The sequence below is a fragment of the Pseudoalteromonas sp. bablab_jr010 genome, assembly GCF_016464105.1.
In the GTDB taxonomy this organism is placed as follows: Bacteria; Pseudomonadota; Gammaproteobacteria; order Enterobacterales; family Alteromonadaceae; genus Pseudoalteromonas; species Pseudoalteromonas simplex.
The window spans coordinates 20,766-36,719 of record NZ_JACDWV010000179.1; the positions used below are offsets into that span (position 1 = coordinate 20,766).

At 38.0% G+C, this 15,954-nt stretch carries 17 protein-coding genes; 8 read left to right on the forward strand and 9 right to left on the reverse strand.

What is annotated here, in order from left to right; translation table 11 throughout:
- Positions 1–128 precede the first annotated feature (128 nt).
- The 3 genes from JIG37_RS18365 to JIG37_RS18375 form a co-directional block, all read right to left on the reverse strand.
- A complete protein-coding gene (locus JIG37_RS18365) occupies positions 129–1,115 on the reverse strand; it encodes a hypothetical protein (protein WP_199530027.1) in 987 nt (328 codons plus the stop codon).
- 215 nt (positions 1,116–1,330) lie between these two features.
- Entirely contained in the window at positions 1,331–2,611 is a 1,281-nt protein-coding gene (locus tag JIG37_RS18370; RefSeq protein ID WP_118845455.1) for a Y-family DNA polymerase, read from the reverse strand.
- 2 nt (positions 2,612–2,613) lie between these two features.
- Positions 2,614–3,087: a S24 family peptidase gene (locus tag JIG37_RS18375; protein WP_051501970.1), complete on the reverse strand. Its 474-nt coding sequence runs from the start codon at positions 3,085–3,087 to the stop codon at positions 2,614–2,616.
- 141 nt (positions 3,088–3,228) lie between these two features.
- On the opposite strand from JIG37_RS18375, the gene JIG37_RS18380 reads away from it, so the two are divergent.
- Positions 3,229–3,531: a hypothetical protein gene (locus JIG37_RS18380; protein WP_036973954.1), complete on the forward strand. Its 303-nt coding sequence runs from the start codon at positions 3,229–3,231 to the stop codon at positions 3,529–3,531.
- Between the two features lie 198 nt (positions 3,532–3,729).
- Here the strand turns inward: JIG37_RS18380 and JIG37_RS18385 are convergent, their stop codons facing one another.
- Positions 3,730–4,794: a YeiH family protein gene (locus tag JIG37_RS18385; RefSeq protein ID WP_188731690.1), complete on the reverse strand. Its 1,065-nt coding sequence runs from the start codon at positions 4,792–4,794 to the stop codon at positions 3,730–3,732.
- 106 nt (positions 4,795–4,900) lie between these two features.
- Here JIG37_RS18385 and JIG37_RS18390 point away from each other — a divergent pair, with 106 nt between their 5' ends.
- Positions 4,901–5,782 carry a LysR substrate-binding domain-containing protein gene (locus JIG37_RS18390; RefSeq protein WP_199530028.1) on the forward strand — a complete coding sequence of 294 codons (882 nt, stop codon included), beginning with the start codon at positions 4,901–4,903 and terminating at the stop codon, positions 5,780–5,782.
- 602 nt (positions 5,783–6,384) lie between these two features.
- Here JIG37_RS18390 and JIG37_RS18395 read toward each other — a convergent pair.
- The 4 genes from JIG37_RS18395 to radC all read right to left on the reverse strand — a co-directional run bounded on the left by JIG37_RS18395 (position 6,385) and on the right by radC (position 8,156).
- Positions 6,385–6,624, reverse strand: coding sequence for a hypothetical protein (locus tag JIG37_RS18395; RefSeq protein WP_188731686.1), 240 nt, complete (start codon positions 6,622–6,624; stop codon positions 6,385–6,387).
- A 53-nt stretch (positions 6,625–6,677) separates the two neighbouring features.
- Positions 6,678–7,238, reverse strand: a complete 561-nt coding sequence (locus JIG37_RS18400) for a tyrosine-type recombinase/integrase (RefSeq protein ID WP_036973950.1) — start codon at positions 7,236–7,238, stop codon at positions 6,678–6,680.
- A 93-nt stretch (positions 7,239–7,331) separates the two neighbouring features.
- Complete coding sequence (locus JIG37_RS18405) at positions 7,332–7,670, reverse strand: DUF2787 family protein (RefSeq protein WP_244664411.1); 339 nt, start codon at positions 7,668–7,670, stop codon at positions 7,332–7,334.
- Positions 7,671–7,682: 12 nt separating this feature from the next.
- Entirely contained in the window at positions 7,683–8,156 is a 474-nt protein-coding gene (gene radC / locus JIG37_RS18410; RefSeq protein WP_199530029.1) for a DNA repair protein RadC, read from the reverse strand.
- A gap of 124 nt (positions 8,157–8,280) precedes the next feature.
- Here radC and JIG37_RS18415 point away from each other — a divergent pair, with 124 nt between their 5' ends.
- Positions 8,281–8,460 carry an AlpA family transcriptional regulator gene (locus JIG37_RS18415; RefSeq protein ID WP_199530030.1) on the forward strand — a complete coding sequence of 60 codons (180 nt, stop codon included), beginning with the start codon at positions 8,281–8,283 and terminating at the stop codon, positions 8,458–8,460.
- A 169-nt stretch (positions 8,461–8,629) separates the two neighbouring features.
- Here JIG37_RS18415 and JIG37_RS18420 read toward each other — a convergent pair whose 3' ends face one another.
- Positions 8,630–9,328 (reverse strand): hypothetical protein, encoded by a 699-nt coding sequence (locus JIG37_RS18420; RefSeq protein ID WP_199530031.1) that lies wholly within the window; start codon positions 9,326–9,328, stop codon positions 8,630–8,632.
- A gap of 479 nt (positions 9,329–9,807) precedes the next feature.
- On the opposite strand from JIG37_RS18420, the gene JIG37_RS18425 reads away from it, so the two are divergent.
- The 5 genes from JIG37_RS18425 to JIG37_RS18445 form a co-directional block, all read left to right on the forward strand.
- Entirely contained in the window at positions 9,808–11,283 is a 1,476-nt protein-coding gene (locus tag JIG37_RS18425; RefSeq protein ID WP_199530032.1) for a class I SAM-dependent DNA methyltransferase, read from the forward strand.
- The gene (locus JIG37_RS18430; RefSeq protein WP_199530033.1) at positions 11,284–12,594 is read left to right on the forward strand and encodes a hypothetical protein; all 1,311 of its coding nucleotides are present in this window, start codon (positions 11,284–11,286) and stop codon (positions 12,592–12,594) included.
- Positions 12,591–14,072, forward strand: coding sequence for a class I SAM-dependent DNA methyltransferase (locus JIG37_RS18435; protein WP_244664412.1), 1,482 nt, complete (start codon positions 12,591–12,593; stop codon positions 14,070–14,072). The genes JIG37_RS18430 and JIG37_RS18435 overlap by 4 nt, the downstream gene beginning before the upstream one ends.
- Entirely contained in the window at positions 14,063–15,220 is a 1,158-nt protein-coding gene (locus JIG37_RS18440; protein WP_199530034.1) for a restriction endonuclease subunit S, read from the forward strand. Before JIG37_RS18435 ends, JIG37_RS18440 begins: the two co-directional genes overlap by 10 nt.
- A 2-nt stretch (positions 15,221–15,222) precedes the next feature.
- Positions 15,223–15,954 (forward strand): type I restriction endonuclease (locus JIG37_RS18445; RefSeq protein ID WP_244664413.1); only part of this gene is annotated, 732 nt, incomplete at its 3' end.

Here is a 15,954-nt window from a genome sequence, read left to right on the forward strand (position 1 = left end):
ATATTCATAATTTTATGCTTTAACTTTAGCCTGGCTTTAGGGCTGCTTTATTTAGTGTGTGAATACGCGGCTATACGCTTCCTACTAATGCCTTTCATTAGTGAAGTGCTGCGCCCATAGCTAGCGCACTAATAGAATAGCTTGGTACGCTCCATGAGCATGCTAATAGCATTAGACTCCCTGCTTTTAACTTTAGGTGATAGTAAATCTTTGAATTGCGCTGTTTCAAATACATGGAGATGGTTATCACCTTGTATTGATTTACAGTTAGGGCAAGTGTTTGCCCAGTATTTACCGCCGTATTGCTTGGAAAATCTCAGCTCAATTGTATAAGGGCGCGGAAATGGTGGTTCATCTTCGCAAAATGGCGTCCCTAACCACCAAAACACAGGGATTACTTCTGAACATCTATAGCAAGTTTCAATGTCGGCTATGAACGGCTTATCAGGGGATTTGCGAGCAGTTGTGTACAGCTCTCTAGGAATTGAGTACTTATCTGCAACAGCAATTATTTTAGAGCCTTTCTTGCTGGTATTGCTGCATGATTGGCAAAGCCTTGGTGATAGCTTTGAGTTTAGAGGTCGCCAATTGTATGGATCTTTAAGAACGTCAGAGGCTTTTAGTTTGATCCAGCTTCTTAATGCCGAACCATTTGAAATGCTATATGGTCTCCAGTCTTGCTCTTGTTCAGATACAATTTCGATGCCCAAATAGATTGACTGTCCTTTATAGCTAAATTGCCCAATCACATCACATACTGAGTCATGGTAGTAATAATCAGTTTGAACCCCTTCAAATGTACAATATTTTATATCTCTTTGTATTTCTTTGAGGCATTGATAGCAATTTTGATGGATCTGTATTGTTGTCTCAGCCTTTTTGTTTTCTAAGATGACATCTTTAATTAGTTTTTTGGCTTTCTTATAGCTATCACTTAGGCTGTTGCAGTTATTGGTTTCTGGGTGGATGAGCATCTTATTTTGCATAGAAGACAAATCACACAAAAGCGCTTCACCACAATATGGACAAGTATAGGTTCCGCCCACTTGAATCGATTGAGCTGCAATTAAATGGCCTGAGTTATTGATACCAAATGGGACCGGTATTTCGTGCATATTTGTACCTTTATTTAAGGAATTATTTAAGATAGTCTGCTATACATGATTTAATAACATTAAAAAACACTGTAGGTGCATCATGGAAATGCCCGATTTATCGCATAATTTTAAGCTATTCATGTTGGCTTTTAACATTACCATTCTTTCAATTGGGTTGGGTTATTTTATTTACTCTGGGGTTTATACCTTGGTAGGGTTCTTCTAAATAATCTTTATGCTTTCGCAATAGGTAAATCTGAAAGTTTTGTTGTATAACTCAAAGGTGCTAAATCATCTTTAGGCCGCCAAGACTGAGAGAACCCTTCACTTGCGAGCTTTATTGCACTACGTCCAAATTTTCTATTTATCTCATCAATGACCAACGTTTTTGAGCTAATATTCAGTGGTAAAGTCTCAGATAACAGTTCAAGTTGTTGCATATCATCGTGTAATGAAAGTTCTTCAAAAATAACGCCAGCTTTTTTGTATTTAAACCCCTTCTTATAAATAGCTTTTAATGCAAAGCTTGCATAAGACACCAGTGTTGATGTATCCGCGGTGGGGTAGGGTAGTTTAATTGATTGTGACTTATGATACTGCGGCTCTGCCTGTCTAAATGAATCTGTGTGGATGAATATTGTTATTGCCGATGTGTAAGATTTAAATCGACGAAGTTTAAACGCAGCCTTTGTTGCATGTGCTGTAACAGCTTCAGAAAGCTCCGTAAGCTCTATCACCGGTTTTCCCATACTCTGAGATACGCAAATTCTATCGCGAGAGTCGTTTACATCTTTCAATTCAACCGCAGATTTTCCTCGTAACTCTTCCACAGTACGGGCAAGAACAACTGTGAACGTCTTTTTGATCCAACTAATGTCGGCATTTTTAAGGTCATACCCCGTATAGATTCCAAATTTATTTAGCTTTTTAGTAGTTCTACTTCCAACCCCCCAAATATCCTCTACAGGAGTATGTTTGAGAGCCCAATCAATTTTGTATTGTGAATCTAATACAACCACACCATTGGTGTGTTCTTTCCACTCTTTCTTTTTGGCGCAGTGACTTCCAAGTTTCGCTAGTGTCATTGTCTGAGATATACCCAAGCCACAACTAATACCTAAGTTCCTCTTAAGTGTCCTCTGTATGGTGTGTGCGTAGTCTTTTATATCTTTTGTAAAGTTTATATCGATGCGCCCAAAGCATTCATCAACAGAGTATCGTATTGTATCGAATAGGAAGTACTCTAACTCGGTATGAAAACGGTTACTCAAATCACCAAACAGCGTGAAATTACTCCCCCACAAGTGACCACCATGCGCAGCCACCAGTTGTTTAACTTTAAATGCTGGCTCTCCCATTTTGATACCTAAATCTTTGATAGCTTGATTTCGAGCTACAACATTGCCCTGGTTAGAACTAAGAACGCCAAGAGGGGTTTTATCAAAGTCGTATTGGGGGTTAAAGAGTTGGCAAAACGAAACGTAAGCAGCATTGATGTCGCAAAGAACCCACATAATTAAAATATCTTGATTAAACCAGTGACAACGCCCCAGACTACATGAGTATCCCAGTCATTGTTTTCATCGATATCAATTTCAATTGGCTCGAAGTCGGGGTTTTTACTAATAAAAACGGCTTTGTTGTTTTTTAATTGTAGTTCTTTCACAACAAATTCGTTGTCTAATGTAGCTAATACGATTCGTCCAGTTTTAATTGTTACTGACCTATCTACAACTATTATCGAGCCGTCAGTAATGTCTGGGGACATGCTGTTGCCTGACACCCTGAATAGGAATGTACTACTAGGGCGCTTAATTAGGAGCTCATCTAAACTGATTGAGTCGGATAGGTGATCTTCGCATGGATTGGGGAAACCTGCAGCAACTGAAAAGTCTGCAATAGGTAATTCTGTGGTTGAAGGGGTAAGTTTGCTAAGCATAATCACAAATACTGTACAAATAAACAGTAATTTTAGATGTGAATATTCCACATTACAACCAAGAAGTTTCTTTTAGGCTCGCGGTCTATGTGATTACATCAATTATTAGTTAAATTTAAACCTTTTTCCCAGAATCAGGCGCGATTTAATGCATATGATAGCTTTGGCAAAAATATATGAGCTGGAGTAACTATGGATTTATGTTCAATTTCTGCGGAAGACGGTGATAAAGCTGTTTTCTTCAATGGGGTTTTGATTGCATACTATAATGCAGCAACTGATGAGCCAAACGTGTTATCTTTTGTTGAAAGTGTTGCTGATAATTTGAGTAGCGCTTCTGGTGCCAATATTAAAAAGGCGAAAATAGACAAAGCTCCTGACTTTGTTCATTGGGAGCAGAGCAAACAAGTAGAGAATATACTTTGGCCCAATGAAACAGCTAAACCTCCTATTTCTGATTTTTTCTCTCCAATTGAGCTGAATTCTCAACCATAAACATTCATAACAGTTTATCGCTTGGCCGCTAAATTTTGCCTTCGCAGGTGCGGTCAAGCGCTCCTCTTAAAAAATCATGTAGTAAATTTTTATTACTGTATTTGAGAGAGATTTCACGTCTACTCGCTAACGACTAGGAAGCAAGATCAGACTAATCATATTTTGCACTTTTAACGATCCGCCTGTAGTTGAACCCAACTATAAAAGTGCTTTTACTCCAGTGTTAATTCCGAAACCGCCTAACGTTAAAAATATAAACAAACAACTTCCCAAAAGTAGGGGTCTTATTCCAGCTTGACGAATTGCCCCAATGTGAGTTCGTAGTCCCAATGCCACCATGGCGATAGTGAGTAATATATTATCAAACCACACAATATTGTTTGTTGTACTCTGAGATAGGTTAATTAGTGAATTACATCCACTTACTAAAATGAAGTAAACCGCAAACCAAGGAATTGATAGGCCTGAAGATTTTTCTAAGTTATAGTTTTTCTTTGTATCCTTTCGTTTTTGCCAATATGATAAACCAAACAAAAATGGGGCAAGCATCATTACCCTTAACATTTTTTCAATTACTGCCGTGTCGGCTGCATTTGCACTAATAGCGGTACCCGCAGCAACTACCTGAGCTACTTCATGAATGGTTGAACCAACAAAAATACCGTATTCGTATTCACTCAACCCTATATATTCAAACATTAAGGGGTAAGTAAACATACTTAGGGTTCCAAATACAACGACTGTTGCGACCGCAATAGATACTTTATGTGCTTGTGCTTTAATAACTGGTTCTGTTGCCATTATTGCTGCAGCACCACAAATAGAGCTCCCAGCACCAATAAGAATAGTTGTTTGCTCATCAAGTTTAAATAAACGTTTACCTAACTGAATTGCTAGGATAAATGTACCTAGTAATATGGCTAAATCAATAACTAGCCCTAACCAACCAATTTCTGTTATTTGTGAGAATGTAATTCTAAAGCCAAATAAAATGATGCCAGCTTTAAGTAAGAAGCTTTTTGCGTAGTCTACTCCAATATCAGTATGAGTTGCGATACGGGAAAACAAACTGTTTCCTACTATGATGCCGAGGATAATTCCAATAGTGAGTGAACTAACTTGTGCATTTTGCAAAACGGAAAGTTTACTTAGGGCTATTGATATACTTGCTAATGTAATTACCAACATTAGGCCCAACCACCATCGACTATCTGTGAGTTTTTTTGTTTGGGATTTAAATAGACACCGCGTATAGAACAACATAAACGTCCTTCAATAAATTGCTTTATTTACTTGACTGCATTTTAGAAAGACCCAAAATATAACTCCAATACATTAATTTTATGATTTAATAACTTAAGGTTATCTTATGAACTTGAACGCATTGAGAGTCTTCTATACTGTAGCGAAATTGCAAAGCTTCTCGGGTGCGGCAGAAACTCTTTTCATTAGTCAGCCAGCGGTATCTAAAGCGTTAAAAGAGCTAGAGCATCAATTAAGTCTTAAACTTATCGAACGTGCCACCAAAGGGAGAAAACTCGCATTAACTGAGGGCGGAGTTGCTTTATATGAACATGCTCGTAATATTTTTGCTATTGAAAAGACGGCAATAGACGATATAAAGTCACGTACCGGACTAAAGCGTGGCACAATTGTCATTGGTACTAGCACTACAATTGCAAGTTATTGGTTACCACCTTACTTAGCTAGGTTCTGTAGTGCTTACCCAAATATAAAAGTTGAAGTGAAGGTCGAAAATACGGAAAAAATTGAACATGCGTTGCTTGAGTGCTCTATTGACTTGGCTCTTGTTGAAGGGACACCAACAGAAAAAAAGATAGTACCTAGACACTGGCAAGATGATTTGATGAGTGTCGTTACCCCACCTCATTTTAAGCCTAGCCCTAATTTAAATGAATGGCTTAACCAACAGTTTTGGTTACTCCGTGAGCCAGGTTCTGGAACACGTGAAATGTCAGTTAAAATGTTAGAAAAGCAAGGTATAAAAGTTACCAATAGTATGCAACTAGGGAGTAATGAAGCTATAGCTCGCTCAGTCGCACAAGGAATGGGAATAGCCATATTGCCAAATGTGGTCACAGAAGATTTAGTGCAACTAAAAAAGTTAAAGCGCTTGAGTCAAGTCAAAGGTGGAATGCTATCTAGGCCTCTATATCAGTTACATTGCCGAGGTAGATCTTCTTCACATTCTGCTGAGGCTTTAAAAAGAATTTTATTTTCAGAAGTTTAGCTTCAAGTGCATCCGCAAGTTTAGTTTCTTCACTACTTTTAGTTCACTCAAACCATTTTCGTAGGTTAGGTATCTTCTAGAAAAATGATATCTTTTCCCTGACTTTTAGCTACATTACTAGTTTGTGCCGTTTTAATAAGGTGCGGTATCACATTATGCCTGCAAAATTAATATTGAGAGTTAAAGCTTCGTTTATTTGAATATTTAAAGTCAGAGCAAGTGCGTCGTTTTCAACTATTGATTGAGTAAGTCAGCTTGCTCATTCCTATAGCGAGATTATTACTATCTTGATACAAATAGCTCCAATTTCATTCAAGAATGACAATATCTTTTATCAACGAAGTTACTTTCTAAAACCGAATACCAAATAGTATGGTTTAGGGTTGCAATTTTTTCGTTATAGTCAGAGGTAATATTCTAATTAAGACCTGTGCTTCTCATATTTCGTTTTAACGAGCTTTTGAGACCCTCAACTAGCTAAATAAGCTCAAGCCCTTATTATATAAGGGCTGGCAAGTTCCCAAAATACCATTATGAGAACCTAAAAATAAACGGTGTTATTACACTTCAAAAGAGTGCTCATTTAGAGCACTCGTATTTGACTAATCAAACAAACTAGCAATGCCAGCAACTATCCCTCCAGCAACAGCTAGAGGGACTGTAACAGGCGCAGACGCAACACCAGCACCAATTACTACTGCGCCAGATGTAAGTGCTCCAGCGGCTGCGCCGGAGCCTATAGCCACAGCTGTTCTGCTTACGCTAGAGTCACTACTGCCAGTTATCTGTTTTGATAACTCATTTCCGACTAAGCCGCACGAAACGGCTTTATTTAAAGACATAATGTTTTCCTTTTAGTTAAGTATCACGAGCACCAGAATGGCGCTGTTAAGGTTTATAGCTCTAGTTCTTCAAAGTCTTTGTCTATTTCCTCCTGTGTTATACCTATGTAACGAAGTGTGGTTGCTTCGGAGCTATGGCGGAGCATTTTCATTACTCGGGCGATGTCATGGGTTTTCTGATACAAGTGATAACCGCGTGTTTTACGCATAGAGTGAGTCCCCAAATGAATATTTAGTTCTTCACCTACTAGCGCAAATGCTTTTGTGACAGCTCTGCGTGATAGCGGTCTAGGCTTTGAATTAATCGCTTGTTGATTGCGGTATGATTGAAATAAGTAGATGTGGTGTGGATGAGTTAGTTTAATTTCGTTGATCAAGGTAAGCGCCTTATCATTTAGCTTTATTTCAGCTAATTTCGAGGTCTTCGACTCATAAATAATCAATCTATTGTTACTTATGTCAGTAAACTTCACTGCAAGTAAGTCAGATATTCTAAGTGCGAGGTTTAAGCCAATATTCCATATCTGGCTCATTTGTCTTGAGCAACGCTTTTCTAGTAAATAGCTAACGAGCCTTACTGTATCAAGGTCTTTAACTGCTTGTACTTCAGCCATAAATGCCTCCCGTTACTCAGTCGTAATGGTTACCTGATAGCAACCTGTGTTGTAGTATTCAACAAAGTTTGAAATGAATAGGTCTAATAGCTCTTAACCTTCTTTAGCAGTTAACCAACCAACTAAATAGTGAAAAATTTGCTTAATGCTAAAGCACACATCAATTTCTTTTATCAATTCAGGCGTATAATGGCCCTGATACGAGAAATCAGTAATATAAACCAGCTGCCAACTGGTGGTCTGCTTTTCTAGCCTTATCTCTACAGGGTGAAAGCCTCCAGCTTCAGGGCTGTAATCTGGATCTCTAAAGTTAAGTGTAACCGCCTTAGCTGTTCCTACAGAATCACCTCTATTAGCAACTGCGCTTACAATCACACCAATAAAAGAGTCAGGCACTTTTAAGCCTGCTACTTGCTCTATTTTTAACGCCATATTTAACTCCTTTTAAATTAAGCCATGCTCAGCAAATGAATACGTGCTTTCGCCAATGATGATGTGATCAAGTATTGATACATCTATTAGGTTAAGTGCCTGCTGTAACTTGGTTGTAATGAGCTTGTCTGCTTGAGATGGGGTGGTAACGCCTGAAGGGTGGTTATGCGCCAATATAACGGATGCTGCATTAAGCTCTAAAACCTCTTTGACAACTTCTCTAGGGTAAACGCTAGCAGCGTTAATAGTGCCTCTGAAGAGTTCTTTAAACTCTAGTATGCGGTTTTGGCTATCTAAAAAAAGTACGGCAAAAACCTCATGCTCATGTATTGCTAGTTTATATTTCAAGTACTCTTCGCAATCATTAGGGCTATTGAGTAAACCATCTCTAAACTGCTTTTGAGCGATGATGTAGGCAGCAGCTTCTAGTATCTGTTTATCATTTACCGGATGCTTGAATTCATATAACGACTGTTGACCTTGCATTATTAATTCCTCTTAAGTGGTTTATGCAAGTTAGTGATGTATATGTGTAAGTTTTTCATTTGGAAGGCGTAAAAAAATACTGCCCCGGAAAGGTTATGTACTAATAACTAACCGGAGAAATTCCATGCGTTTAATTAAACTGAAAGAAGTGATGGCAAAAACATCACTGGGTCACTCGAGTATCTATAAGTTTATTTCTGAGGGTACTTTTCCTAAGCAAGTATCGTTAGGTGCTAAGTCAGTGGCTTGGGTTGAGTCTGAAGTGGATGATTGGATAATGGAAAGAATAGGTGAAAGGGGGTAGGCTGATGTAGTCACCTAATCATTTTAATTTAGATAGATTAAGTTGTACTAGTATTAGGTAAACCTTTACTTGTGTTAAAAGCCTTAGCAGCTCGATTATTAATATATAGAAGGGTAGGCCAAGCTTACCCCTCTATTAGATCTATTACTTCAATATTAAGCTTAAAAGCTTAAATACGGCCTTGCTCCTTAAGCCACCACTTTGGCGCCCAGCTGGTGGCGCTTTTAAATAACTCCTCGTTTTCATTAAACGTATAAAACTGTTTTAATTCGCTGAGTACTGTTGAGCTATTTTGTTCACTGTTTGAGTTTGGATACATAGAGCGAAGCCAAAGACCAAAGTAATCAGTAAATTTAGGGTGTTCAGCAATTTGGTACCTACAGTTATCCATCACAGACCTGAAGTAATGACCCATCGCCAACAATAAGTAGCCTAAATCTTCGTACTGAGTTTTTTTGCTTTCAAGACAAGAGTATCCATAATCCTTCAATGTTTCTTTATTAATTCCCCACCGTGTTAATTTCTCAATATCTTCTAGTGACGATTCATTATTAATTGGGGTACGCAGTAAATCCCAAAACTTAGCTATAAGCTCTTCTTTTGGCTCTTTTGTTATACAGTTATTAAATGCTTTATTAATAAGCTCTGGGTATTTATCGATTAAGCAGGTACTGGATACGGCATTGCTATTCAACGAATTAGCTTGCTGCATTAAATCGTGATAATCACGATAGCCTAAATCCTGTGAGCACTCTTCTAAGCATTGTGAGAGTGTTTTTTCTGAGTTTTGTTTATCGCGATTTTGTTTATGTAGTTTCTTTGCTCGCTTTTTAACGTGTGCAATTAAATTTGAATTTGTATATGACATGACGTTCTCCTCAAAGCCATTGAACAAAGTGCACCCCTCACCAAAAACAATGACGAAAAAAACGTTAAATTTGAATAGTTAGGTTCTCCTGAGGAGATTTCCCTTTGGGGTGGGGAGGCGCCCTTTTAAGCACCACGAATATGATGTCTTAAAATAACAGGCGTTGTCAACAGCGATATTTCATAAGTAACCAATAACGTTACAAATAATATTTAATTTTGGTGTGTATAAGTTCTGCTGTAAGTAAGGGATAACTAATAAATTGACTTAGGAGTGTTCAATTTATTAAGTTTGTTTTACTCTACCAGTAATAAAGGATTGTTTAGCGTTAGATTGAGTCAGTAAAGCTTAATATGGATATGAGCAACAAACCATGCCACTGTATTTATTAAGCTTCCATCAACTACTCTGCTCATTAATGTATAATCTAGCCTAGAAACCCTCAGCTTATCGCAAGTTAAATACAACGAGATTTAATAATGGAAAAAATAACGCTCTCACAGCTAGAGCAGTACCTCTCAAAGGCAGCCTGGATCTTAAAAGGGCCAGTAGATGCTTCCGACTTTAAAGTATACATATTCCCGCTACTTTTCTTTAAGCGTATATCTGATGTGTACGACGAGGAGTACCGCTTAGCACTTGAAGAGTCAGATGGCGATAAAGAATACGCGGCATTGCCTGAGATGCACCGCTTTGAAATCCCACAAGGCTGCCACTGGCAAGATATTCGTGAAACAACCACCAACGTAGGTGCCGCGATTGAAAGCGCCTTACGAGGCATAGAGCAAGCTAACCAAGAATACCTGTACGGTATATTTGGTGATGCCCAGTGGAGCAATAAAAATAAGCTATCTGATGCCTTGCTCATCGACTTAGTGGAACACTTTTCACAGTACATATTAGGCAACCAAAATGTTGATCCTGATATGCTGGGTAATGCTTACGAATACCTTATAAAACACTTTGCCGATTTAACCAATAAAAAAGCGGGTGAGTTTTATACCCCTCGCTCAGTAGTGCATTTGCTCGGGATGATTTTAGACCCACACGAAGGCGAAACTGTTTATGACCCTGCATGTGGTACAGGTGGTATGTTGCTTGAGTGTGTAGATAACCTAAAACATAACAACGAAGATTACCGTACTCTAAAACTTTACGGCCAAGAAAAAAATCTAACGTCTAGCTCTATTGCCCGTATGAACATGTTTTTACATGGCATAGAAGACTTTGAAATATTACGTGGCGATACACTGCGTAACCCGGCTTTTTTTGAAGCAGATGGTCTTAAAACCTTTGATTGTGTAATAGCCAACCCACCGTTCTCATTAAAGGATTGGGGCGCTGAAAATTGGGCTAACGACCCATACGGCCGAAATATTGCCGGTGTACCACCAAAGGGCAATGGTGATATGGCGTGGGTGCAGCACATGGTTAAATCCATGAACAGCACCGGCCGCATGACAGTAGTACTACCGCATGGTGCATTATTTAGAAAAGCCGCCGAAGGTAAAATACGTAAGCAGTTACTTGAACAAGATATGCTAGAAGCGGTTATCGGTTTAGGGCCTAACGTGTTCTACGGCACACAGTTAGCTGCTTGTGTCATGGTGTTTAAGCAAAATAAACCTGCCGATAAAAAAGGCAAAGTACTGTTTATAGATGCATCAGACCAAATTCGTGTAGGCCGTGCACAAAACTTCCTAGAACCAAACCACGTTCAACAAATTTACGACTGGTATCACAACTATCAAGATGTAGAAAACTACGTCAAAGTTGCTTCAATGGACGAGCTAAAAGAAAACGACTTTAACTTAAACATACCGCTATATGTTGAAAAAATAATTGAAGACAATCTACCATCAGTAGAAGAAGCAATGGCCGATTTAAAACAAGCCTGGCAAGCAAGCCAGGAAGCTGAAGAGAAGTTTAAAGCTGTTTTAAAAAGGTTTTTGTAAATGAATAAGCATTTAAATATTTTTAAAACATACGCTAAAGACAACCGTAGTTACCAGTTAGAGAACGATCTAACCAGGGCTTTAGCAATATGCTTGCAAGAAGACGCATTATTTTTTCATGAGGTGCTAAAAGCCGTTATTAGCAACTCAGGATTGTATAATCGGTTATTTGAAGATCTCGACGGGGATACAGAGGTACAAATAGAAATACAAAAAAGAACCAGCCAAATACAAGAGTTTGAGCAGGTTTTTGCTGTGTCGTTAAGTGAAAGCGCTTTGTCTGACTTTAGGCAGCAAACTCATAACGCGGAATACGACCCTATTTGCGACATGGTAATCACCATAAACAATATTTTAATTGTTATAGAAGCTAAAAGAGACAACATCGACTGTACTTCGCAACTGTATAACCAAATACTTAATATATTCACTAATCAAAGCAAGCGCCTTGAAGACAACAAACAAGCAATTACACCAGTTGATTTGAACTGGAAAAAGCTAATGGCGATAGCAGTTAAAGTTGCCAGTTTCGAAAAAACTACCGCCAATACAAATAGGTTCCTTAGTGATTTTATCCAATTAGTAAAAGAGCATAATTTTAGTTGGCTACCAGAAACACCAATAGGCTCTTTAAAAACCATTAATGCAAAATCAATTTCCAGACGAATTGAGTCAGCACTTATAAAGTTTTGTGATGAGCATACCAAGGTAGAAAAGTTAGCATACCGAGATAGGTTAGGCACCACATTTACTAAAAGGTGGGCTAATGAACTGCTATTTAATATAGACGCGAACACCGGTGACTTAATTGTCGATATTTACCCTGGTAATACCAAAGGCCAAGGGTATGACATTTTTCAAAATGAGCCGCAGTTTAATACCCAGCTAAATATAGATGAACAGTTTTACAGCACAAAAAAAAGCTACCATATCAAAATTATGGGGCAATCATACATAACAGGCCTGTGGCTTAGCGATAGCGACTTTAAAAAGCCTCTATACACTAAACAAAACTTTAATAAATACACTGGTAGAGTTAAAAGGGAGTCATGGAACACCATTGAGGCTCTATTAAACGACCACATAAGCTCAGACTGGAAAAGCGAATGCCAGTGGCAAGATAAAATCATAAATTCAAACAGAACACTGTTTAACATTGCCTTTGGTTATCAAATTAAAATTAGAATACCGTTTAATAAACTGTCGCAGTTAGATATTAATCACAGCGACATAACGCCATTAGCTAATTTAATTAAGCGTATTTATACAGCGTTTGAAACAAGTTTGCTTATTGAGGAGCCATCAGCATGATGACCCAACAAGAATTAGAAAAATACCTTTGGGGTGCAGCTACAGCTCTCAGAGGTACAATAGATGCCGGTGATTACAAGCAGTACATCTTCCCGCTTATGTTCTTTAAACGTATATCAGATGTATACGACGAAGAGTTTGAAAACGCACTCGCAGAAAGTGATGGCGATTTAGAATATGCCGCCTTTGCAGAAAACCATAACTTCATAATCCCTGAAGGCGCACACTGGAACGATGTACGCGAAACTACTACAAATATTGGTTTAGCACTACAAAATGCCATGCGTGCCATTGAAAAAGCCAACCCCGATACCCTAGACGGTATTTTTGGCGATGCCAGCTGGACCAATAAAGACCGACTTACCGATGCCATGCTTACTAACCTTATTGAGCATTACTCACAGCACAAACTTAACTTAAAAAATGTACCTGACGACAAGTTAGGTAATGCTTACGAATATTTAATTAAAGAGTTTGCTGATGATAGCGGTCATACCGCAGCAGAGTTTTATACCAACCGTACCGTGGTTAAATTAATGACCATGATAATGGACCCACAACCAGGTGAGTCAGTGTACGACCCTACCTGTGGTTCAGGTGGTTTATTACTTAACTGTGCTTTACACCTTAAAGACGAAGGCAAAGAATACCGCACCCTTAAATTATACGGCCAAGAGATTAACCTATTAACTTCAGCCATTGCTCGTATGAACATGTTTATGCATGGCATTGAAGAGTTCGATATTGTGCGTGGCAATACCTTGTCTAATCCAGGCTTGTTAGAAAATGATGAACTTAAAAAGTTTAATGTCATTCTAGCTAACCCACCGTACTCGATTAAATCATGGGATCGTGGCGCATTTGAAAATGATCCTTATGGGCGTAATTTATGGGGCACGCCACCACAAGGCTGTGCGGATTATGCTTTTGAACAGCATATTCATAAAAGTATGGAAGATGAGAATGGTCGTTGTGTTCAGCTTTGGCCTCACGGAATTTTGTTTCGTGATAACGAAAAGAGCATTAGAAGAAATATGATCGAAACGGATACGATCGATTGCGTAATAGCTCTTGGAAAGAATCTTTTTTATAACTCATCTATGGAATCGGCCCTACTGATTAGACGAACAAACAAGGAATCTAAAAAGAAAGGGAAAGTTCTCTTTATAAATGCATTTGATGAAGTTAAAGAAGAGAAAAATATCTCCTATTTGCTAGAACATCATATCAATAAAATCTATGAAGCGTACAGCTCCTATAAGGATATAGAGGGTTTTGCAAAAGTTGTGACTAATGAAGAGATTTTAGAGAACGATGCATCTTTATTAGTAACTAACTACTTAAAATCAAAAAGATATATATCTGAGTCAAGCTTATGTTTTGAAGAAATCTATTCTCATTGGGAAAGTTCGAGAATTGAAAGTTGTGATTCTATCAGTGATTTAATAAGTAATGTTGAGGCTGGCAGATGGAATTAAGTTTAGATAAAACTCAGTGGGATAGATACCAGCTAGGTGAGCTACTGGTGAAGAATGAAGAAAATGACAAAGAGAATGCTTCTAAAAATTTTGATAGATTTTTAAAAGTGGAGCATTTAGATGCAGAGACCTTTCGAGTGAAACGATGGGCTTCTCAAGAAGCTGGTGATGAACTTCCGCCAACTTTTTATAAGATATTCAGAAAAGGCCAGATACTATATCCTACAAGAAACCCTCATTTAAAAAGAGCTGTAGTAGCTGAATTTGATGGGATATGTGGCGAAAAAACGTTAACACTTATACCTAACGAAGATCTTGTTACTTTGGAGTTTATAAAGTATTTATTTCATAGTAACTACTTTTATGAACATGCAATTTCTTCAATTATTGGTTCTACAAACCCTCATGTTAGATGGAGAGACATAGCAAAGCTTGAAGTGCTTATTCCACCTTTAAAAGAACAAAACCGAATTTCGAATTTATTAAAGCTTATGGAAGAGCACCTAAGTAGTACTGATTATTTGCATGAAAAAACAAAGGTTTTGGAAAAGGTACTTATTAAAGGATTTGTTGACAAGGTCGATGAAAACCATTCTGTAAAAATTAAACTTAAAGATTTATATCAAAGTAAATTGAAGTCAGTAAAGCCTGATTCACTAGGTGAAGAAGAAGTTCTTCATTACAGTCTTCCTTCCCTTATTGAAAGTAAAAAACCTGAAGTGGTAAAAGCTAACTCAATAAAAAGTAATAAGATATTAATAAATGAAGATGTAATTTTGTTCAGTAAATTAAATCCTATTCCACCTAAAGTTTGGTCGGTGAAAGGAGATAGCCAGATTAAACTAGGATCTACAGAGTGGTTGCCACTTCGTCCGACAAATGAATTAACTAAGAGCTATTTAGAAGCTTACTTAACGTCACCTCAGTTTAATAATAAGGTAGGGAAACTTATTCAAGGGACAAGTAATAGCCATAAACGTGTCGAGCCGAGCCTTTTTTATAATATGACAATTCCGGTCCCTGATTCTAATCAGATTGCGGAAATTTCGTTGCAATCAAATAAATTAATTAACTCAAAAAATAAATTAGATTCAGAAATTAAAGCTTCAGAAAAGCTTTTTAAATTTTTAATTAATCAGGTGTTTTAGGTATGGGATTTACCGAATTAAATAGTGTGGAGCACTACATCATCCATCAAATGAGTGGCGTTAACTTAAACGCTAACCAAGTTTCAGAGCCGCAACCCACTTTTGGTGTTAAATGGCAATTCCAGTCGCTAGAAGAGTTAGGTCGTGGTGTTAATGAGGTATTGGTTGAATCGCAATTAGTTAAGGCGTTAATTCGTCTTAATCCTGAGATTGAATCTAATCCAAACTTGGCGGATGAAGTAATACATAAACTCCGTGCTATTTTAATTTCGGTAAATCAGGTTGGTTTAGTTAAAGCCAACGAAGAGTTTTTTGCCTGGATGACAGGCGAAAAGACCATGCCGTTTGGTGAAAACAATCGTCATGTACCGGTTAAGCTAATTGATTTTGAAGACTTAACTCGAAACGATTATGTGGTAACTAACCAGTTTCGTATTCACCACAGAGAAACCAAAATACCTGACGTTGTATTACTAATTAACGGTATTCCGGTTGTGGTGGGTGAAGCAAAAACACCTATTCGCCCATCAGTAACTTGGTTAGATGGTGCCCACGAAGTACACAGCATTTACGAAAACGCCGTACCGCAGTTGTTTGTGCCTAATATTTTGTCGTTTGCTACCGAAGGACGTGAGTTGTTTTATGGTGCAATACGCTGCCCATTAGAGTTTTGGGCTCCGTGGCGTGTTGAAGATGCACAGTTAACCCGTGCTGTTGGTTTATCGGGTGTCGGA

Coding starts and splice junctions, on each gene's coding strand:
- JIG37_RS18365 (WP_199530027.1), bottom strand. CDS start 1,115: ATGCACGAAATACCGGTCCCATTTGGTATCAATAACTCAGGCCATTTA.
- JIG37_RS18370 (WP_118845455.1), bottom strand. CDS start 2,611: ATGTGGGTTCTTTGCGACATCAATGCTGCTTACGTTTCGTTTTGCCAA.
- JIG37_RS18380 (WP_036973954.1), top strand. CDS start 3,229: ATGGATTTATGTTCAATTTCTGCGGAAGACGGTGATAAAGCTGTTTTC.
- JIG37_RS18385 (WP_188731690.1), bottom strand. CDS start 4,794: ATGTTGTTCTATACGCGGTGTCTATTTAAATCCCAAACAAAAAAACTC.
- JIG37_RS18390 (WP_199530028.1), top strand. CDS start 4,901: ATGAACTTGAACGCATTGAGAGTCTTCTATACTGTAGCGAAATTGCAA.
- JIG37_RS18395 (WP_188731686.1), bottom strand. CDS start 6,624: ATGTCTTTAAATAAAGCCGTTTCGTGCGGCTTAGTCGGAAATGAGTTA.
- JIG37_RS18400 (WP_036973950.1), bottom strand. CDS start 7,238: ATGGCTGAAGTACAAGCAGTTAAAGACCTTGATACAGTAAGGCTCGTT.
- JIG37_RS18405 (WP_244664411.1), bottom strand. CDS start 7,670: ATGGCGTTAAAAATAGAGCAAGTAGCAGGCTTAAAAGTGCCTGACTCT.
- radC (WP_199530029.1), bottom strand. CDS start 8,156: ATGCAAGGTCAACAGTCGTTATATGAATTCAAGCATCCGGTAAATGAT.
- JIG37_RS18415 (WP_199530030.1), top strand. CDS start 8,281: ATGCGTTTAATTAAACTGAAAGAAGTGATGGCAAAAACATCACTGGGT.
- JIG37_RS18420 (WP_199530031.1), bottom strand. CDS start 9,328: ATGTCATATACAAATTCAAATTTAATTGCACACGTTAAAAAGCGAGCA.
- JIG37_RS18425 (WP_199530032.1), top strand. CDS start 9,808: ATGGAAAAAATAACGCTCTCACAGCTAGAGCAGTACCTCTCAAAGGCA.
- JIG37_RS18430 (WP_199530033.1), top strand. CDS start 11,284: ATGAATAAGCATTTAAATATTTTTAAAACATACGCTAAAGACAACCGT.
- JIG37_RS18435 (WP_244664412.1), top strand. CDS start 12,591: ATGATGACCCAACAAGAATTAGAAAAATACCTTTGGGGTGCAGCTACA.
- JIG37_RS18440 (WP_199530034.1), top strand. CDS start 14,063: ATGGAATTAAGTTTAGATAAAACTCAGTGGGATAGATACCAGCTAGGT.